Origin of the sequence: Paraburkholderia sp. BR14312 (assembly GCF_040948675.1) — a bacterium.
In the GTDB taxonomy this organism is placed as follows: domain Bacteria; phylum Pseudomonadota; class Gammaproteobacteria; order Burkholderiales; family Burkholderiaceae; genus Paraburkholderia; species Paraburkholderia nodosa_A.
This window is the reverse complement of record NZ_JBFPKI010000023.1, coordinates 34412-53758: the sequence shown is the minus strand read 5'-3', so window position 1 is coordinate 53758 and position 19347 is coordinate 34412. Positions and strand designations below refer to the sequence as shown.

Genomic DNA, 19347 nt, shown 5'->3' with positions numbered 1-19347 from the left:
CCGGCACCGCCAGGGCAGCGCGCGAAGAGGAGGGCGGGCATGAAAGTATTGGTAATCGAAGACGAGCGCAAGGTCGTCGACTACTTGCGTAGCGGACTCACGGAGCAGGGCTGGGTCGTGGATGTCGCCATGGACGGCGAGGAAGGCGCGTGGATGGCCACGGAGTACGACTTCGACGTGATCGTGCTCGACGTCATGCTGCCGAAGCTCGACGGCTTCGGCGTACTGCGCGCCGTGCGCACGAAGAAGGACACGCCGGTCATCATGCTGACGGCGCGCGACCGCGTGGACGACCGTGTGCACGGTCTGCGCGACGGCGCCGACGACTATCTCACCAAGCCGTTCTCCTTCCTCGAGCTCGTCGAGCGGCTGCGCGCGCTCACGCGGCGCGCACGCACGCAGGAATCCACGCTGATTTCGGTGGGCGATCTCCAGGTGGATCTCATCAGCCGCCGCGCGACGCGTGACGGTGTGCGCCTCGATCTCACGGCGAAGGAATTCCAGTTGCTTTCGGTGCTCGCGCGGCGGCGCGGCGAGATTCTCTCCAAGACGCTCATCACCGAGCTGGTCTGGGACGTGAATTTCGAAAGCAATGCGAACGTGGTGGAAACGGCGATCAAGCGGCTGCGTGCCAAGCTCGACGGCCCGCACGCGGCAAAGCTGCTGCACACCATACGCGGCATGGGCTACGTGCTCGAAGTGCGCGAGGAAGGAGGCCAGACGTCATGAAACGCTCGATCTCGCTGCGGCTTTCGGCGATGTTCGCAGCGGTGTCGCTCATCGTGTTCACGCTCACGGGCGCGGGCCTCTTCTTCCTGATGCAGCGTCAACTCTTCAACGAATTGCGCGAAACGCTCGACACGCGTGCGCGCATTGCGAGCCTGATCGTTTCGCACGCACCGGACGTGCAGAAGTGGGCCTTCGTGCAGGAAAAGCTGCGCGACCTCTCGCCTGCTGATAGCCGCATGCATTACTACGTCGAAGGCCCCGATCCGCGCTTTCGTTTCGGTACGCCCATCGTCGGCAAGGTCACCGGCGACGTCGGCCCGAATCATCTGCTCGTGCGCCCACCCGGCTGCAGCTACGACATCATCACGACGACCTTTATCGTACCCGCGAGCGGCGACCGGCCTCAGGTGAAACTCGTGGTCGGCAGCGACTGCGTGCGCACCGAAGGCATGCTGCGGCGCTTCGGCATTGCGCTCGGCGTGCTGATCGCGCTGTCCACCATTGCAGTCGCGCTGCTGAGCCGCGCGGTGACGCGCTTCGGACTCGCCCCGCTCACGCGCCTCTCGCGCGAGGCCTCGCAGTTGAGCCCGTCGAACCGGCGCCAGCGTCTGCACTCGGACGAACTGCCCGAGGAGTTGCACGAACTCGCCACATCGTTCAATGGCGCGCTGGAGCGTCTCGACAAGGCCTACGAGCGGCTCGAATCATTCAACGCCGATGTGGCGCACGAGCTGCGCACGCCGGTGAGCATCCTGATTGGCCAGACCCAGGTGGCACTCACGCGCGACCGTTCGGTCGAACAGCTGCAACAGACGCTGCAATCGAATCTTGAGGAATTCGAACGATTGCGCGTGATCGTGAACGACATGCTGTTCCTCTCGCGCAGCGATCGCGGCGAACGCGCGACCGACCTCACGGAAGTGTCGTTGCGCTCGGAGATCGAACGCATGCTCGATTTTCTGGAGATGCCGCTGGAAGAGGCACAGCTGCGCGTGGAAGTGCAGGGCGATGCGCGGGCTTGGGTGAATACATCGCTGATCGGCCGCGCCGTGAGCAATCTGTTCGTCAACGCGATCCAGCATTCGCAGCCCGGTACGACGTTGCGCGCGACGGTCGCGCCGCAGAACGGTCACGTCGAGATCGCCGTGTCGAACCCCGGCGAGCCGCTCGATCCGGTCACGCGCGAGCATATTTTCGACCGCTTCTACCGCATTCAGGAGGCGCGCTCGAACAGCCACGAGAATCACGGGCTCGGGCTGTCGATCGTCAAGGCCGTGGCGGAAATGCACGGCGGCACGGTGTTCGTGCGCAGCGCGGACGGCATCAACACGTTCGGTTTTTCGGTTGCCGTGGACGGCGCCGAAGCGCCCGAAGCGCCTGTTGCCGGTGTTGCACGCCAGGGCCGCGCCGGCGTGCCGCTGCACGTTTCGCCATAGCGCCGCGCTTAGACGGGCTCGTCTTCCACGGGCGTGCTTTCGTTTTCGATGTTGTGCTGGTCCTTGCGCAGCAGGTCCCAGCAGCTGATGAAAAGCGCGGCGACGAGCGGCCCGATCACGAAGCCGTTGATGCCGATGAGCGAAATGCCGCCGAGCGTCGAGATCAGCACGACCCAGTCAGGCAGGCGCGTGTCCTTGCCCACGAGCACGGGGCGCAGCACGTTGTCGACGGTGCCGATCACGACGGAGCCGAAGACGATCAGCCCGACGCCCTTCGCCACCGCGCCCGTGGAAAGGAAGTAGATCGCAATGGGCCCCCACACGAGCGCCGCGCCCACGGCGGGCAACAGCGAGAGCAGCATCATCACGAAGCCCCACAGCAGCGCCCCCTGAATGCCGAGCACCCAGAGCGCGATACCGCCCAGGCCGCCCTGCACGACCGCCACGGCCACGTTGCCCTTCACCGTTGCGCGGATCACCGTCGTGAACTTGCGCATGAGATGCAGCTTGTGCTGCTCGTCGAGCGGAATGGCGTCGCGTACGAGCCGCGAAATTTCGCGGCCGTCGCGCACGAGGAAAAAGAACAGATAGAGCATCACGCCGAAACTCACCAGAAATTGCAGCGTGTTCTGCCCGAAGGAGAAAGCACGCGTGGCGACGAACTGGCTGATCTCTGCGGCGCCCGCCGAAAGGCGCTGCTGCAGCCCGGGCAGATCCATGAGGTCGTAGCGCGCTAGCAGGTTCTGAATCGACTCGGGCATGGCATGGACGATCTGCGTGAAGTAGGCGCCGAAGTCGAGGCTGCCGCTTCGCACCCCCTGATAGGCCAAGGCGACCTGCTGCACCAGCGTGGCCGTCACCAGCGTGAGCGGAAAGATCACGATGACGAGGCAGATGGTGAGCGTAATGAGCGCGGCGATATTGCGCCGCCGCCCGAGCCGGGCAACGAGCCGGCGCTGCACTGGCTGGAAGATCAATGCAAGTATGGCGCCCCAGAGCACCGTGCTGAAGAACGGCGCGAGGATGAAGCAAAGCGCGATGGACACCGTGAACAACAGCAAATAGAACGATGTCTGGTGAAGCTGCTTGTTGCCTTCCATGTGCGATGGATTCCAGTTAAAGCGGCAGGCGGACGAACGGCGGCATCGTCCGATGATACCGGCAAGGCCGCGCGGGCCGTCGGGCGCAGCGCGCCCAGGGGTTCACTGTGCGCCCACGAGCCGCACGCGCGTGATTTCCGAAGGCGCGCCAAGGCGCTTCGGTGGCCCCCAGTAGCCCGTGCCGCGGCTCGTGTAGACCCACAGGCTGCCGAGCTTTTCGAGGCCCGCAGTGAACGGCTGCTGCAGCCGCACGAGAAAATTCCACGGGAAAATCTGGCCGCCGTGCGTATGGCCGGAGAGTTGCAGCGTAAAGCCCGCGTCGACGGCGGCGTGGGCCGTGCGCGGCTGGTGCGCGAGCAGCACGCGCGTGTTGACGTCGGCGGGCGCGCCGCGCAGCGCTTCGGCCGGATCGCTGCGGTGCGCGGGATCGAACTGGCCGCCCGTGTAGTCGGTCACGCCGGCCAGCACGAGCCGCGCGCCGCCATGCTCGATCACCACATGCTGGTTCATCAGCACCGTGAGGCCGATGCGGCGGAACTCGGCAATCCAGGCGTCCGCGCCCGAGTAGTACTCGTGGTTGCCGGTCACGAGATACACGCCGTGATGCGCGTTGAGCTTGCCGAGCGGCGCGGTGTGCGCGGCGAGATGCGCCACGCTGCCGTCCACCACGTCGCCCGTGATAGCGACCACGTCGGCGTCGAGCTGGTTCACGGCGCGCACGATGGCGTCGACGTAGCCGTGCTTGATCGTCGGGCCGACGTGGATGTCGCTCAGTTGCACGATCGTGAAGCCGTCGAGCGCGGCGGGCAGGCCGCGAATCGGCACCTCGACGTTGCGCACGCGCGCGCGCCGCCGCGCGTTGAAGAAGCCGAACCCGGAGGAGAGGAACGCAAGCACGATCACCGCGGCGGCACTCACGGTGCGCCAGCCGGCGAGATCGATGGCTTTGGGCCACAGTGCCTCCACGGTCATGGCCGAGGCGAGCACGATGTCGCGCGCGATCGTCAGCATGAGCAGCGACGAGAAGAAGCCCATGGCGAGCATGCCGATCCAGGCGAGGCGGTCGCCGAGCGGCTGGCGCTTGAAGCGCCGCGCGAGCATGCCGGGCGGGATGAACAGCACCGAGAGCACGAGCCACAGCACGGCGAGCCACTTGCCGGCGGCTGGCACGCTCAGGTCGGGAATCAGGCGAAAGCCGACATAAACATGCAGCAGCACGCCGATGGCGATGAAGCGGACCAGAAACGAGAGTCGGGGCATGGCGGCGCGAACGGATGGGAGCGGACCGGCGTGGGCTGGCGTGCCGGGCTCGGCGCGCTGCAGCAAAGCCCAACCATCGAGGCCCGGTCGAAACCCGGCCGACCGGGCCGTAGAGGTAGGCTGCGTTGCATTTTACCGGCGCAGCAGACTTCGTGCCGATAGATGGCGGCGGATTGGGGTTTGCGCGCTGCGATGCATCATCGACGGCTTTACCTCTCGGGCATCGACATACATGCATGCGTGTATGCGTGGGCCTTGACGCTTTCTCGCCTCCGACTGTGGCAGTGCGGCATTTCCCTGGATTGCCAGCGCGATCTCACCCGTCGCACTATGTTCTCGTTGGGGCCGAGCGCACTCTATTAAACGTCCATTGAATCGGCCCTTGCGATGGACTATGCTCGAAATGAGGCCCGCGTGGTTTCGGGCGCTCTGGGGGAGACGGATCATGAAAGGAATCCGGCCGGTCGCACATGGGCTGCATGAGGGTTTGCATGGTCGTCACGTCGGGCACGAAGGCAGCCATGTCATGCTGCCGATGGTCGTTCTGTCGATCATGGCCATCGCGCTGTATATCGCGGTCAAGAACATCGACATTCTCGAAATTGGCCGAAGCGCGTTGTTCGATGTCGTGATGGTGTTCGTCGCGCTCGGTATTGCGGGCATGTTCGGCGTGCTGGGCGCCTGGCTGCGATCCCGCACCACCGACGAACCCGCCGAAGGCTTCTGCTTCGTCGGCGCGCTCATCGGCGCGGCGGTGTTCTACATCGCGCTGCTCACCTGAATCGCCTGTTTGTCGTTTCTGTTGATTCGCAATCCTGCGGGAGGCGAGGGCGGGCGGCGGCCGGGTCCGCGCCATGCGAAACTGTGTGCTTTCCCGCTCGATAGAAGCACTCCCGATGTTCGATCTTTTCGACGATACGCCTACCCCTGACGTGGCATGGCATCCGTCATGGCTCGCGCCAGAGCCGGCCGCCGAGGCGCTCGCGCGCATCATCGCCGAGGCCGACTGGCGCCAGGAACGTATTCGCACGCCCGGCGGCTGGGTGGACCAGCCGCGCCTCACGGCCTGGCAGGGCGACGAAGGCGCGGTGTACGTCTATTCAGGCATCCGAAACATCCCGCAGCCGTGGACGAGCCAGGTAGCCGAGTTGCGCGACGCCATCTCTGCGCTTTGCGGCGTTCGCTTCAACAGCGTGCTGCTCAACCGTTACCGCACGGGAACGGACAGCATGGGTTGGCACGCGGACCACGAACCCGAACTCGGCCCCGAGCCGGTGATTGCCTCGCTGAGCCTCGGTGCGACGCGGCGCTTCGACTTGCGCCACAACGCGACGGGCGTGGTGCGTTCCTTTCAGATGACGAGTGGCAGCCTGCTCGTGATGCAGGGCAAGACCCAGGCGCAATGGCGGCATCGCGTGCCGAAGGAGCCCGCCGTGAGCGGCGAACGCGTGAACCTCACGTTTCGTGTGATAACGCCACGTTTGCGAAAATAGGCGTATAGATCGCTGTGGAAGGGTATTAAATCGCCGATGTTCAGTGCGCGGACTACGCTCGCGCGACTAGCTGGGCGCTAAAAATAAAATAAGAATTTATGCGCATAAACGCCAACTCGGCATTTGCGCAGCGATCAGCCGTCCTGGCCGAGGCGGCGCCGCACGATCGCGACGAGCCGCTCCAGCGGCAAACTCGAGCCCGCGAGCGCGGTCACCTCGGGATACTGCTCGCGCGCGATGTCCGTGAGCACCGGGCCGGGCGGCGCTTCGACCAGCACGCTCGCGCCGGACTCGATCATGACGGTGAGCGCGTCGTACCAGCGCACCGTGTAGCGCATATTGGTGGCGAGATCGGCGCGAACGGCGTCGGCGGTGTAGAGGGGCCGGCCGCCGCGATTGTCGACGTAGACGCCGCGCGGCGTACGAAACGGTATGTCGCGCGCCCACTCGGTGAGCGCATCGGCGGCATCGGCCAATAGTTCGCAATGCGAAGGAACGGCCACTGCGAGCCGTTGTGCCTTGCGCGCGCCAGCTTCGAGCGCGCGGGCCGCGAAGGCTTCGAGCGCGCCGTCGGCGCCGGCCACGACGATCTGGCGCGGCGCGTTGACGTTCGCCACGTACACTCGCTCGCCGCCTTCGCGCGCATGCGCATCGGCGAGCGTTTCGACCTGCGTCTCGCTCAGCCCCGCGACGGCCGTGAGGCCGTAGCCCGAGGGCCACGCGTTTTCCATCAACTCGGCGCGTTTGCGCACCATCCGCAGTGCGTCGCCAAACGCCAGGGCCTCGCAGCTTACCGCGGCCGCATAGGCGCCCACGGAAAGCCCTGCACTGAATTGCGGCGCGAGTCCTTCGTGCGCGAGCGCACGCGCCACGGCCACGCCCGCGACCACGAGGCCGATCTGAACGGCAATCGTGGAGCGTAAGGCGTCGTCGCTATCGAGCGTGAGGACGTCGAAGCCGAGTGCCGCCGACGCCTCGTCGAGCGTCGCCCGCACGGCGTCGTGTTGCGGCAGCCTGTGGAGGAAGCCGGCGTTTTGCGCGCCCTGGCCCGGAAAGAGCAGGGCGAGCGTCATGCGGGTTGCCACGGGTCGGCGACGAGTCGCGCGCCGCTGGAAGCGCGCGCCAGCACGCGCGGCTTGGGCGCCGCGAGTTCGGCGAGCGCGACACCGCCTGCGGGCGTTTCGAGGTGCGCGTCGATGCGTGTGCCTGCGCGGCTGGCGGCCTGCGCGAGCGTCTGCGCAAGCGACTCGATCGCCGCGCGTGAGACGCGTTGCGGCAGGCGAATCAGGATGTCGAGATCGCTCGATGCGGTGAGGGTGGGTACGCCCGTGGCGAGTTCGAAGCCGGCGCTGCCCGTTGGGCCCCAAACGTAACTGCGCAATGGCGAGGCGCCCGTGCGCAGGGTAGCAAGCGCGATGAACGCAGGCAGTGCGCGGCGTGCGCGAAGCGGCTCAGCGCCGAGCAGATCCTCCGGACTGGCAGATGATTCGATATCCTCAGTATTTAGCCAGGTGCCGAAGCGCTCGGAACGTACGCTGCCGCGCACGCCCACAGCCACGAAACCCGCCGCCGCGCACGTGCGCCGCACGACCACCCAGGGCGCGCGCGCGAGCGCGCCGCGTACCCAATCCGGCTCGTCGCCTGATGGGGGGTGGCGCGCGATGCGCAGCAAGTCGTGCGCGCGCCAGCGCGTGTCGTCCACGCGCGGCGCATCGGCAGCGAACGGCGGGGCGGCGCACACGCGCATCAGCTAGCGTCCCACTGTTGCGCCAGACGCTTGCGCACCTCGATCGATGCCGCACGCGTACGCTGCGCCGACGCGCCTTGCAGACGATGCGCGAGGCCGCTCTTGTCGCCGCGTGCTTCCCGCACCCTCTGTGCGAGCACATCGCGCACGCGTGCAATCTGCGCATCGCTCGGCGCGTCGGCATCGACGCCTTCGATCAACTCGTCGAGCAGACCGAGCTTCGCGAACGAAGCCATCGAATACGACATCGGCACGATCTTTTCGCCCAACTCGTCGAGGTCCTCGACGCTGCGCCGCGTGACCCGCGCCGCCGCTTCCTTGCCCATGGCGTGGACCATCGTGCCGGGCGCGTCGAGCGCGACGATGCGGTTGGCCTGATAGCCGTGCGCGAGGAACGCGCCCGACATGGCGGGCCCGACGATCAGCGCCACTACGGGATGCCCCGCGAGCCGCGCGCTCGCGTAGGCGTCCACGGCCGAGGCGCAGGCGAGGTGAATGCCGAGCATCTCCTCGCGATAGCCGTAGGCCTGGCTCTTCACATCGACGATCGCAATGATGGGGCGGCGCTTGCCGCTCGCGGCGTCCTCGGCAATCGCTTCGCGCACCGCCTTCGCGAGACGCCAGCCCTGTTCGAGGCCCACCACGTTGCCGCGCGCACGCGGAAAGCGGTTCGCGGGATCGGGTGCGACGGTGATGAAGCGCGCGGTCTCGTCGTCGAGCGGCGCGTCGGCGTATTGCACGCACGCGCCTTGTGTGTCTACGCCCGCGAGGGCGCGCAGCCAGCGTGAACCGCGGCTCGTCGTCGTGTCGTTCATGCGTTTTCTCCGCGCAGGTTCAGGGGCGAAGCGGTGAACACCGCACGCATCGTTTCTGGGGTGACGCTGGCGGGATCGATCTGCGCGAGTTTCGCGAGCGTGGCATCCACATCTGCCGAGCGCGGCGTGTGCGGCGCGCCTTGTGCAAACGCCGCGCGCACGGCGGCGCGCACGTCATCCACGGCGTCTTCGACGAGCGCATCGGCGAAACCGGTTTGCGCGCGCTGCTCGCCGCCGATCAATTGCCACACCTGACGGCGATCGCTCGAATCGAGTTCCTCGATGCCGGCTTCCTGCTCGATCACCTCAGGGCCATTCATGCCGAGGCGGCCTTGCTTCGTCATCACGAGCATCGAACACAGGGCCGCCGCGAGCGACATGCCGCCAAAACAACCCACCATGCCCGCGATCACGCCGACCACGGGCACATGCGCGCGCAACGCTACGATGGCCGACTGGATCTCCGCAATCACAGCGAGGCCGAGATTGGCCTCCTGCAAACGCACGCCACCGGTTTCGAACAGGATGACGGGCCGCACGATCTTGCCGCGCTCGCAGTCGGCGAACGCCAGTTCGAGTGCGGCGGCGATCTTGCTGCCCGACACTTCGCCGATGCTGCCGCCCTGGAATGCCGATTCGATCGCGGCTATGACAGCGGGCTGCCCGTCGATGGTGCCGCGCGCGATCACTGCGCCGTCGTCGGCCTGGCAGACGATGCCCTGCAACGGCAGCCACGGCGATTCGATACGGTCGAAGGGCCCAAGAAGTTCTCGGAACGTGCCCGCGTCCAGCACGGCGGCCGCGCGTTCGCGCGCGCTCAATTCGATGAAGCTCTCGCGCAGCAGCGCGCCGGGCGTCAGTTGATTTGTGCTGCTCATGACTGCGCCTCCTGCGCGGCTTCCACGGCTTCCGCGAGACGGAGCGCCACCACGCCGGGCGTGGCGCCGAAGTCGTTGATCTCGATGAGCGCCGCGCCGTCGTAGCGCGTGAAGAAGCGGTCGAGCACGCTCTTCCAGATGTGGCTATAGCCGTCCACGCTCGTATGCACGACCACGCGTGCCTGCATGTCGCTCGCGGGCTGCAGCAGCACTTCGAGATCGCCCGAGCCCACCACGCCCACGTGGGCGCGCGTCGTCACGGCGCGTTGCGCCGGATAGTCGAATGTCAGTTGTTCCATGAAACCGTCCTCCCGCCCATGCGGTGCTGAACCAGTCTGTCGATGAAAAGCGTCGCGGCAAGCAGATCGGCCGCGCCACCCGGCGATGCGTTGAGTGCGAGCAACGCGCGTTCGAGCGCATCGAACGCGGCGCGGCCGGCTTGCGTGGCAAGGCCGCCCGCGTCCCGTACGCGCTGCGCGCCCGCTCGAGCGGCCTCGCGCCCGGCGAGCCCCGCGCGATGCAGCACGCAGGTGTCGTCGAGTGAGGCCATGATCGCGAGCAAGGCGTCCACGCGCGCGTGGGCTTCGTCGTGGCCCCGCGCGCGCGCGGCGTGCAGTGCGGGCAGGCCCACGCGCACGACATGCGGAAAACCCTCTTGCGCTTCGCTGCGCGCACCGCCTACGTTGTAGCGCTGACGCACGCGCTCGCCGTTGCTTTGCACGGGCTGCGCGAGCAGGTCGTCGAAGCGCGCGATCTGCGCAGCCGTTTCGCAGATGTGCGCCGCGTGGGCAAATGCGCTGTCGCTGCTTTGCGGCGTATGCACGATCGCCGCGCCCGCCACCAGCAGACCGACAATCCAGATCGCGCCGCGATGCGCGTTGCTGCCTTGCGTCGCGCGCATCATCGCGGCTTCGCCGGCACGGCCGATGCGTGCGAGATCGGTGCGCAGCGCCGTGCCGGGCGCGGCCCGGCGCGAAGCGCGCGCGAGCGCTTCGAACGTGGGCTCGAGCGCATGCGCCGAGCGCAGCATCGTCGCGAGATCGAGATCGCTGTGCGCGCCGCTACCGCGTGCGTCCACGAGCGCGGGCTTGGGCGTGAGGCGCGCCTCTTCGATCAGCGCGTCGCGGGCGAAGCGGGCGAGCTGTGCGGCGGAGGAGGACGGCCGCGAGTCGCTGGCGCACGGGAGCCGCCGCGCGAGACCCGCCGAGCCCTCGGCAAGCACCGTAAGAGGAAGCGTACGCATCGCGCTTACCAGCTACGGAATCGGGCCGGCGGCGTATAGAGCCCGCCCGACCACGTCACCAGATCGTCGATGCTGCGTGCCGCGAGCAGCGAGCGCTTGGCTTCGCCGCGCAAAATGCCGAGATCCTCGGGGAACTGCACGATGCCGCGGCGGCGCAGTTCGTCGGTTTTCTGCTGCTGGGCGCGCAGGCCGATCGGCGTCACGCCCGCCACGGCCGCGAGCGCGGCGCGGCGCTCGTCGATGCCCTCTGCGCGATGCAGGTGCGCAATGCCTTCTTCGGTCACGACATGGCTCACGTCGTCGCCATAGATCATCACGGGCGCGACAGGCATGCCGCTCTTCTGGCCCACGGCGATGGCGTCGAGTTCGTCGACGAAGGTCGGCTCGCCGCCTTTCTTCCACGTTTCCGCCAGTTGCACAACGAGCTTGTGGCCGCGCGAAACCGGGCCGTTGTCCTTGAGCAGCTTGAGCCATGCTTCGCTCGCATGGCGCCGACCACGCGGATCGTGGCCCATGTTCGGCGCGCCGCCAAAGCCCGCGAGCCGGCCGCGCGTGACGGTGGACGAATTCGCGTCCGCGTCGATCTGCAGCGTCGAGCCGATGAAGAGATCCACTGCGTATTGCCCCGCGAGCTGGCACAGCACGCGGTTCGAACGCAGGCTGCCGTCGCTGCCCGTGAAGAACACATCGGGCCGCGCGGCGATATAGGCTTCCATGCCCACTTCGCTGCCGAAGCAATGCACACTCTCCACCCAGCCCGATTCGATGGCGGGAATCAGCGTGGGGTGCGGATTGAGCGTCCAGTTGCGGCAGATCTTGCCCCTGAGGCCCAGCGATTCGCCGTACGTGGGGAGCAGCAATTCGATCGCGGCGGTGTCGAAGCCGATACCGTGATTGAGCGCGGCGATGCCATAGGGCGCGTAAATGCCCTTGATGACCATCATCGCGGTGAGCACCTGCAAGTCGCCGATGTGGCGCGGATCGCGCGTAAAGAGCGGCTCGACCGCGAACGGGCGGTCGGCCTGCACGACCACGTCGACCCACGAGCCGGGAATGTCCACGCGCGGCAGTTCATCGACAATTTCGTTGACCTGAACGATCACGATGCCCTGGCTGAACGCGGCGGCCTCGGCGATGGTCGGCGTGTCTTCGGTGTTCGGGCCGGTGTAGAGATTGCCGTGGCGGTCGGCTTTCTCCGCGCACAGCAGCGCGACCTGGGGAATCAGGTCGACGAACATGCGCGCGTACAGCTCGACATAGGTATGGATCGCGCCCACTTCGAGCTGGCCGTCTTCGAGCAGTTGCGCGACGCGCAGGCTCTGCGGCCCCGCGAACGCGAAGTCCACGCGGTGCGCGATGCCGCGCTCGAACAGCGTCAGATGCTCGGGACGGCTGATGCTCGAAATGAGCAGGTGAACGTTGTTGACTTTGGCCGGATCGGCCTTGGCCAGCGAGCGCGAGAGGAAGTCGGCCTGTTTCTGGTTGTCGCCTTCGAGCGCGACGCGGTCGCCCGGGCGGATCAGCAGTTCGAGCGCATCGGTCATGCGCGAGGCGGGCAGGACGCCGTCTTCGAGCCAGCCCGACACGGCGGCGAGGCGGCGGGCCTTGTCGTCGCGGCGCGTGGTCCACGAACGCGGCGCGAGGTCAGGCGAGGTTGGCGTATCAGCTTGAGGCTTCATCGGCAGTTCGGCTCCGTGAGCGGGAAGAGGCGGCGCGCGGTTTTGCGGCGGCAGTTTGCACCGAAGGTGGCACTGAAGTTGCCACTGCAGGCAGCGCGGCGCGCTCGGTCAGGAAACGGTAGATGAGTTCGCCCGTGCCGAGCAGATGCTCGGCCACGAGCTTTTGCGCGGTGGGCACGTCGCCGCGCTTCACGGCGGCGAGAATTTCGGCATGCTCACTATCGGATTCGCCCTTGTATTCGGGAAAGCCGAATTTCAGGCGCAGATAGCGTTCGCCGCGGCGATGCAGGGCGGTGAGCATCTCCATGAGCTGCGGGCGGCCGGCGGGCGCGTAGAGGTTCATGTGGAAGGCCTCGTTGCGCGCGACATAGAGCGACGGATCGCGTTCGCGTTTCGCGGCGGCGGCCAGCGCGGTCACTTCGCGCAGCGTGGCGCTCGTGTGATTCGGAATGGCGAGGCCGAGCGCGAGGCTTTCGAGCGCGGAGCGGATCTCGTAGATCTCGCGCGCTTCGTCGGCGGAGAGCGAGGCCACGCTCGCGCCCTTGTTTACCTCGATCTTCGCCCAGCCTTCGCTCGCGAGCTGGCGCAGCGCCTCGCGCACGGGGATCGCGCTGACCGAGAAATGCCGCGCGATCGCGTCCTGGCGCAGCGGCGCATTGGGCGCGAGCTTGCCCTCGACGATCGCGCTGCGCAGGGCGTCGGCGATCATGCGCGAGGTGCTGGTGCGAGGCGCTGCCGCGCCTTCCAGGGGAAAACCATTCGTTGCGTCGCTCATGAGATCAAATATTATATATAAAACGACCAAGGCGAAAGCCTCGAAAACCCGCAACGCCGAAACACCAGATTCACTATAGACGGGTAAGAAGAACGGGGGCTTACAGGGAGTTCCTGAAGAGGGCCGGCACTGCCGCGGCCTGCATTTCCGCGTTTCGCGGCGTGCGTGCGCATCTTGCTGCGTGGGCTGGCGAGGCATCAATGGAGAGAGGAGCATCATGAATTCGATCACCGAGTCCGCACGGCGAACTCGCACCAAGACACCGCTCAACCGGTCGCAGATCGCCGGTTTCTGGGGCGCCTGGGCAGGCTGGACGCTCGACGGGATGGACTCGTTCATCTACGCACTCGTGCTCACGCCCGCGCTCACGGAGCTGCTGCCGCGCTCGGGCTATGAGGCGAGTGCGGCGAACATCGGGCTTGCCGGCTCGATCCTGTTCGCGCTCTTCCTCGTGGGTTGGGGGCTGTCCTTCATCTGGGGGCCGCTTGCGGACCGCTTCGGGCGCACGCGCGTGCTGGCCGGCACTATCTTCATGTTTGCGATCTTCACGGGACTTGCGGCTACCGCGCAGAGCGTCTGGTCGCTCGGCATCTATCGCTTTCTCGCGGGCGTGGGCATCGGCGGAGAGTGGGCGCTCGCGGGCACTTACGTGGCCGAATCGTGGCCCGAAGACCGTCGCAAGATGGGCGCGGGCTATCTGCAGACGGGGTACTACGCGGGCTTCTTCATTGCGGCCGCGCTCAATTACACGGTCGGCGTGCACTTCGGCTGGCGCGCCATGTTCCTCACGGGTGCGGTGCCGGTGGTGGTGGCCATTCTCGTGCTCACGCGCGTGGAGGAGCCGGCCAAGTGGCAGAAGTCGGAGGCGAGCCATGTGCACCGCGGCCACCCGCTGCGTGAAATCTTCGGCGATGTCTACCGCCTGCGCACCGTGGTGGCGTGCGCGCTGCTGACCATCGCGATCATCGGGTTGTGGGCAGGCGCGGTTTATGAGCCGTCCGCCGTGATCCAGCTGGCGACGAAGGCGGGCGCGAACAAGGCCGAGGCGATCCGCACGGCTTCTATCGCCACGGGCATCCTGTCGATCGGCACGATTCTGGGTTGTCTCGCACTGCCGCCCATGGCCGAGCGCATCGGCCGCAGATGGACGCTCGCCGTCTATTTCGCTGGCATGGCCGTGACGATCGCGGCGAGCTTCGGCTGGGCGTTCTACCTGCAGAACGGGCTCGTGCCGTTCATCGCGCTTCTCTTCGTGCTGGGCTTCTTCGGCGGCAACTTCGCGCTGTTCAGCCTGTGGCTGCCCGAACAGTTCGAAACGCGTGTGCGCGCAACGGCGTTCGCGTTCTGCACGTCGTTTGGCCGCTTCGTGGGCGCGGGCGTGAACTTCCTGCTTGGCGCGGCCGTGCTGCGTATGCATACGCTCGGCGTGCCGGTGGCGCTCACGGCGCTGGCCTTCGTTCTCGGGCTTCTGATCATTCCGTTCGCGCCGGAAACGAAGGGTCAAACGCTGCCTTCCTGAGCCCGATATGCGGCGCGTTGGTTATCGCCGCGCCTTCACGAGCCTCGGCGGCAACAGGCGCCAGCCGAGATTGACCCCGAGGCTCGCCGCCACGATCAGCGCCATGCCCGCAAGCTGGGGCACACTCAGCGCGCGACCGTAGACGATCGCATCGACGGCGATCGCAGTGAGCGGATATACGAACAGCAGCACGGCGATCACGGGCGTGGTCAACATCGGCAGCGCGCCGTAGATCAGCACGTACGAAAGCCCCGTGTGCAGCACCCCCATGCCCACGAGCCAGCTCCATTGCGTGGCCGAGATATGCACGAGTTCGAGCGGCGCAAAAAATGGCGCGATGAGCGGCAGGCACACGGAGCCCACCACGCATTGCGTCAGCGTGAGCAGATGCGGGCGAAAGTTGCGCAGGCTCTTGGCGATCAGTGTGACGCTCGCATAGAGCACTGAACCGCCCAGCGACTCGCCAATGCCGATCATGTAGCTCGTGCGATCGGCCACATGGGCTTCGGCGAGCACGCCGGAAGCGAGCACGAGCCCCACGAACGCGATGCCGATCCAGCCCAGCCGGTCGGCGCCGAGCCGCTCATGAAAGATCGCCGCGCCCATCAGCACGACCCAGAACGGCTGCACATGGAACACGACCGTCGAAACGGCAATGCTCGTGCGATGGATCGCGTCGAAGAAAGCCACCCACTGCGTGACCATCAGCACGCCTGAAATCACCGCGAGCGTGAGCGTGCGGCGCGTGAACTGCCGCGGCGAGAGCCAGCCCTTGTACGCGCAGTACCCGGCGAGCGCGAGCATGCCGAAAAAGCAGCGGAAGAACACGAGCGTGAGGGCGCCGAGACGCGCCTCCTCGACGAACACGCCGATCGTGCCCATCAGGAGGCCGCCGCCCGCGAGCATGAAGACGCCTTGCTGACGGTTGCCGTGATGTTCGGATTGCATGGCCGGAGCGGGGGGATCGAAAGGGGTTGGAGACAGGTTAAGTATTCGCCGGTTGCGGGGCGCGGGCAAACGAATTAAATTGAAGAATTCCATCAACGCAGCTTATGAATAGGCCGCTACCCGGCCACCCAGCGTATGAACCCCGAATTCGACATCGATTTGCTGCGCACCTTCGCCGCCGTCGCGGACGCGGGCAGCTTCACGAAGGGTGCCGTGGCCGTGCATCGATCGCAGGCGGCGGTGAGCATGCAGGTCAAGCGGCTCGAGCAGATGCTGGGCACCACGCTATTTACGCGCGATACGCGCAATCTCGCGCTCACGCGCCCGGGCAACACGCTGCTCGAATATGCGCGGCGCGCGCTCGATCTGCAGGAGGAGGCGTGGGCGGCGCTGGTGCGGCCCGAGGTGACGGGGCGCGTGGTGCTCGGCGCGCCTGACGACTATATGGCGTCGCTGCTGTCACCGGTGTTGCGGCGCTTCTCGACGCTTTATCCGCATGTGGAGATCGAGATCGTCTGTGCGCAGAGCGTCGCGCTCGGGCCGATGCTGGCGGACAACAAGATCGACATCGCGTTCGTCACGCGTGACCGCAAGATGCGCGGCGAGTTCGTGCGCGCCGAGGAGATGGTCTGGGTGGGGTCCGCCACCGATCCCGCGCCGCTTGCCATGTCGCCGTTGCCGGTGGGGCTCTACGAGCACGGCAGCGTGGCGCGCGCGCATACCGTGGCGGCGCTCGACGGCGCGCACATCCGCTACCGCGCTGCATATAGCAGTGCGAGCTTGATGGGTTTGACGGCGACGGTGGAGGCGGGCATTGCGATCGTCGCGCTCACGCGCTGCAGCATGCCGGCGCGCTTCGCGATCCTCGGCGAGGCGCAGGGTCTGCCGAAGATCGAGCCACTGGAAATCGTGGTGGCGCGCAGCGTCAAATCGAACCGGCCGACTTGCGACTACCTCGCGCAGCAGATGGTGCAGGACCTTTCGGTGCCGCGTCAGCGCGGATAGACGCTCACTTCGCCGCCCACCGCGAGCCGCACGCGCTCGCCTTCGCGCGGCGTGCGATAGCCGGGCACCCGCGCTCGGACCGTTGCGTGCGCATCGATCAATTGCAGCGTGAGCGCGGCGTCCTGGCCCTGGAAGGTGATGGCCTGCACCACCGCTTCGAGCGCGCCGTCGCGCTGGTCGGTTTCGGGGAGCACGTCGATCTGCTCGGGGCGCAGCATCACATCCACGGCGCCTTCTGCCGCATGCTGGTTTGGCTGGATCGGCAGCGCGCCGAGCACGCAATGCGCCCGCCCGTTGGCCACCGTTCCCCGTAGTAGCACCGCCTCGCCGATGAAGGCCGCGAGTTCGCGCGTGGCCGGGCGGCGGTATAGCGTTTGCGGCGGCCCGCTCTGCAGCAGCTTGCCGCGCCACAGCACGGCGACCTCGTGGCCGAGCGAGAGCGCCTCGGCCTGGTCGTGCGTGACGAGCACGGCGGTCGCGCCGGCAGCGGCGAGCGCGCGCGCCACGGCTTCGCGCGTTTCGACGCGCAGCGCGGCATCGAGCGACGAGAATGGTTCGTCAAGCATCACGAGGCCGGGCGAGGGCGCGAGCGCGCGAGCGAGCGCCACGCGCTGCTGCTGGCCACCCGAGAGCTGTTGCGGCGCGCGCAAAGCATAGGATTCCGGAAGACCGACGAGTTCGAGCAATTCGGCCACGCGATGCTGCGTGCGCCGCTGCGCACGCGGCAGGCCGAACACGATGTTCTCGGCAACCGTGAGGTGCGGAAAGAGCGCACCCTCTTGCGGCACGTAGCCGATATGGCGTTGCTCGGTCGGCAGATGCAGCCGGTCTGCGGCGACGCGGCGGCCGTCGATCTCGATCGTGCCGGCGTCGGCGCGTTCGAAGCCGCACAGCACGCGCAGCAGCGTGGTCTTGCCGCTGCCCGACGGCCCGAGTAGCGCGACGAGCGAACCCGAGCGCACGGAAAGATCGATGCCGTGCAGGACCGGATGGCCGTCGAAGGCCTTTTTCAGGCCGGAAATGCGAAGTGTGCTCATGGGCTAACTTGGGGCTAACTTTCGGGCTAACTGAGGCTCAGGCGTCGTCGGGCGGCGCGTTGATCGTATCGACCGGCATATTGACCGTTGCATGGCCCGCGAGCGCGGAGCGGCCCGCAAACGCGAACAGCAGACCCGAAGCGGCGAGCGAAAGTGCGGTGAGGAGCGCGGCATAGGGCGCGGCGGCCGCGAAGGCGAGCGTCGAGGTGTCGGTCCAGACCTGCGTGGCGAGCGTGTGCGTGCCGATGGGCGCGAGCAGCAGCGTGGCGTTCAGTTCGGTGACCACCGAGATGAATACCATCGAGGCCGCCGCGCCGAGGCCGGGACCCGCGAGCGGCAGCACGACGCGGCGCAACGTTGCGAACCATCCCAGGCCGAGCGCGCGCGCCGTATCTTCGAGGCGCTGCTGTGCTTGCAGGAGCGCCGCGCGCACACTAACGAGAGCCAGCGGCAGACAGAGGATCGCGTACGCCGTAATCAGCAGCGTGGTGCCCTGGTAGAGCGGTTCGAGCGCGCGCACCGCGAGGGAAACGATGGCAAGCGCAATGACGAGACCGGGCACGCCCTGCGCGATGAAGGCCGTGCGTTCGAGAAACGTGGCGGCGCGGCCGGGATGGCGCGCGAGCAAATACGCGAGCGGCAGCGCGAGCAGCGTGGTGAAAAACGCGGCCGTGAGTCCGAGGCGCAGCGAGGCGAATGTGGTCGAAACCAGCAACTCAGGCGAGACATCGGCGGGCGTGATCGCGGCGGCGCCGGGCTGCGTGAGCCAGTAGCCGATCATCGCGAGCGGCACGCCTAGCGTCGCCACATTGAGCGCGACGAAACCCGCCGCCATAGGCCAGCGCCAGCGGCCGAGCGCATGGCGCACGCTCACGCGGCGCGCGCCGCGATCCACGCGCTCGTAGCGCGCGCGTCCGCGCACGCGGAACTCGAGCACGAGGCACACGAGGCAGAGCAGGATCAGCACGCAGGCCAGCAGCGAGGCGCCGCCGCCATCGAAGCTCGTGCGGTATTCCGCGTAGATTTCGGTGGTGAACGTGCGAAAGCGCAGCAGCGTGAATGCGCCGAATTCGGAGAGCACGCCAAGCGCGACGAGCAGCATCGAGCCGAACAGCGCGGGACGCAGTTGCGGCAGCACGACGCGCACGAAAACAGCCCAGCGGTTGCAGCCGAGCGCGCGCGCCGATTCTTCGAGTGCGGGATCGAGGCCGCGCAGCGCGGCGGCCACGGGCAAATAGACGAGCGGGAAGTAGGCCGTCGTGATGACGATGAACGCGCCCAGGAAGTCCTGCAAATCGAGGCTCAGCGAGACCCACGCGTAGCTGGTGACGAACGCGGGCATGGCGAGCGGCGCGGCGGCGAGGAGCGCCCAGGCGCGCCGCCCCGGCACGTCAGTACGCTCGACGAGCCACGCCACCGCGGTGCCAAGCACAGCACAGGCGAGCGTGGCCGAAACGGTAATCGAGAGCGTGTTGACGAGCAACTCGCCAACCAGCGGCCGGAAGATCAGTTCGGCGGCGTCGGCCAGACCAAAGGACAGCGCGCGCCAGAACGTCAGCGCGAGCGGCAGCAGCACCAGCAGCGGGCCGAGCGCGGCGGCGGCGAAGAGCGCGCGCGGCGCACGCCGCCGCGCGCGCAGGGGCGGGACCCCCGCGACATCGACTTGATGAGACTTTGGCACGG

General features: G+C 67.2%; 19 protein-coding genes. 6 read left to right on the top strand and 13 right to left on the bottom strand.

Annotated features, from left to right (window positions below; all coding sequences use genetic code 11):
- Window positions 1-39 precede the first annotated feature (39 nt).
- Together AB3X98_RS39455 and AB3X98_RS39450 are read left to right on the top strand one after the other, a co-directional pair.
- On the top strand, window positions 40-729 hold the full coding sequence (locus AB3X98_RS39455) for a heavy metal response regulator transcription factor (protein WP_042265081.1): 690 nt from the start codon (window positions 40-42) through the stop codon (window positions 727-729).
- Window positions 726-2165, top strand: a complete 1440-nt coding sequence (locus tag AB3X98_RS39450) for a heavy metal sensor histidine kinase (RefSeq protein WP_342950231.1) — start codon at window positions 726-728, stop codon at window positions 2163-2165. Before AB3X98_RS39455 ends, AB3X98_RS39450 begins: the two co-directional genes overlap by 4 nt.
- Before the next feature lie 8 nt (window positions 2166-2173).
- Here AB3X98_RS39450 and AB3X98_RS39445 read toward each other — a convergent pair whose 3' ends face one another.
- Window positions 2174-3265 carry an AI-2E family transporter gene (locus AB3X98_RS39445; protein ID WP_069268711.1) on the bottom strand — a complete coding sequence of 364 codons (1092 nt, stop codon included), beginning with the start codon at window positions 3263-3265 and terminating at the stop codon, window positions 2174-2176.
- A gap of 102 nt (window positions 3266-3367) precedes the next feature.
- Window positions 3368-4525 (bottom strand): metallophosphoesterase, encoded by a 1158-nt coding sequence (locus AB3X98_RS39440; RefSeq protein WP_368606197.1) that lies wholly within the window; start codon window positions 4523-4525, stop codon window positions 3368-3370.
- Between the two features lie 445 nt (window positions 4526-4970).
- Here AB3X98_RS39440 and AB3X98_RS39435 point away from each other — a divergent pair, with 445 nt between their 5' ends.
- Complete coding sequence (locus AB3X98_RS39435) at window positions 4971-5306, top strand: hypothetical protein (RefSeq protein ID WP_069268713.1); 336 nt, start codon at window positions 4971-4973, stop codon at window positions 5304-5306.
- A 115-nt stretch (window positions 5307-5421) separates the two neighbouring features.
- Window positions 5422-6018, top strand: coding sequence for an alpha-ketoglutarate-dependent dioxygenase AlkB (locus AB3X98_RS39430; protein ID WP_368606196.1), 597 nt, complete (start codon window positions 5422-5424; stop codon window positions 6016-6018).
- A gap of 134 nt (window positions 6019-6152) precedes the next feature.
- Here AB3X98_RS39430 and mdcH read toward each other — a convergent pair whose 3' ends face one another.
- From mdcH to AB3X98_RS39390, 8 genes are read right to left on the bottom strand one after another with little or no spacing between them, the layout of a single operon-like run.
- Window positions 6153-7091, bottom strand: coding sequence for a malonate decarboxylase subunit epsilon (gene mdcH / locus AB3X98_RS39425; protein ID WP_368606195.1), 939 nt, complete (start codon window positions 7089-7091; stop codon window positions 6153-6155).
- Complete coding sequence (locus AB3X98_RS39420) at window positions 7088-7765, bottom strand: malonate decarboxylase holo-ACP synthase (protein ID WP_368606194.1); 678 nt, start codon at window positions 7763-7765, stop codon at window positions 7088-7090. Before AB3X98_RS39420 ends, mdcH begins: the two co-directional genes overlap by 4 nt.
- Window positions 7765-8580, bottom strand: coding sequence for a biotin-independent malonate decarboxylase subunit gamma (mdcE, locus tag AB3X98_RS39415; protein WP_368606193.1), 816 nt, complete (start codon window positions 8578-8580; stop codon window positions 7765-7767). The genes AB3X98_RS39420 and mdcE overlap by 1 nt, the downstream gene beginning before the upstream one ends.
- Window positions 8577-9458 carry a biotin-independent malonate decarboxylase subunit beta gene (locus AB3X98_RS39410; protein ID WP_368606192.1) on the bottom strand — a complete coding sequence of 294 codons (882 nt, stop codon included), beginning with the start codon at window positions 9456-9458 and terminating at the stop codon, window positions 8577-8579. The genes mdcE and AB3X98_RS39410 overlap by 4 nt, the downstream gene beginning before the upstream one ends.
- Window positions 9455-9757 carry a malonate decarboxylase subunit delta gene (locus tag AB3X98_RS39405; protein WP_042265098.1) on the bottom strand — a complete coding sequence of 101 codons (303 nt, stop codon included), beginning with the start codon at window positions 9755-9757 and terminating at the stop codon, window positions 9455-9457. The genes AB3X98_RS39410 and AB3X98_RS39405 overlap by 4 nt, the downstream gene beginning before the upstream one ends.
- Entirely contained in the window at window positions 9745-10701 is a 957-nt protein-coding gene (locus AB3X98_RS39400; RefSeq protein ID WP_368606191.1) for a triphosphoribosyl-dephospho-CoA synthase, read from the bottom strand. The genes AB3X98_RS39405 and AB3X98_RS39400 overlap by 13 nt, the downstream gene beginning before the upstream one ends.
- A gap of 5 nt (window positions 10702-10706) precedes the next feature.
- Window positions 10707-12380 (bottom strand): malonate decarboxylase subunit alpha, encoded by a 1674-nt coding sequence (mdcA, locus tag AB3X98_RS39395; RefSeq protein ID WP_069268719.1) that lies wholly within the window; start codon window positions 12378-12380, stop codon window positions 10707-10709.
- Window positions 12364-13155: a GntR family transcriptional regulator gene (locus tag AB3X98_RS39390; RefSeq protein ID WP_368606190.1), complete on the bottom strand. Its 792-nt coding sequence runs from the start codon at window positions 13153-13155 to the stop codon at window positions 12364-12366. The genes mdcA and AB3X98_RS39390 overlap by 17 nt, the downstream gene beginning before the upstream one ends.
- A 217-nt stretch (window positions 13156-13372) precedes the next feature.
- Between AB3X98_RS39390 and AB3X98_RS39385 the strand changes: the two genes are divergently transcribed.
- Complete coding sequence (locus AB3X98_RS39385) at window positions 13373-14674, top strand: MFS transporter (protein ID WP_368606189.1); 1302 nt, start codon at window positions 13373-13375, stop codon at window positions 14672-14674.
- A gap of 21 nt (window positions 14675-14695) precedes the next feature.
- Here the strand turns inward: AB3X98_RS39385 and AB3X98_RS39380 are convergent, their stop codons facing one another.
- Window positions 14696-15622 carry a DMT family transporter gene (locus tag AB3X98_RS39380; RefSeq protein WP_368606188.1) on the bottom strand — a complete coding sequence of 309 codons (927 nt, stop codon included), beginning with the start codon at window positions 15620-15622 and terminating at the stop codon, window positions 14696-14698.
- A gap of 135 nt (window positions 15623-15757) precedes the next feature.
- Between AB3X98_RS39380 and AB3X98_RS39375 the strand changes: the two genes are divergently transcribed.
- On the top strand, window positions 15758-16627 hold the full coding sequence (locus tag AB3X98_RS39375; protein WP_368606187.1) for a LysR family transcriptional regulator: 870 nt from the start codon (window positions 15758-15760) through the stop codon (window positions 16625-16627).
- Here AB3X98_RS39375 and AB3X98_RS39370 read toward each other — a convergent pair.
- Entirely contained in the window at window positions 16615-17664 is a 1050-nt protein-coding gene (locus AB3X98_RS39370; protein ID WP_368606186.1) for an ABC transporter ATP-binding protein, read from the bottom strand. The genes AB3X98_RS39375 and AB3X98_RS39370 overlap by 13 nt on opposite strands.
- 37 nt (window positions 17665-17701) lie before the next feature.
- Window positions 17702-19345 carry an iron ABC transporter permease gene (locus AB3X98_RS39365; RefSeq protein WP_342950265.1) on the bottom strand — a complete coding sequence of 548 codons (1644 nt, stop codon included), beginning with the start codon at window positions 19343-19345 and terminating at the stop codon, window positions 17702-17704.
- Between the last annotated feature and the right edge of the window lie 2 nt (window positions 19346-19347).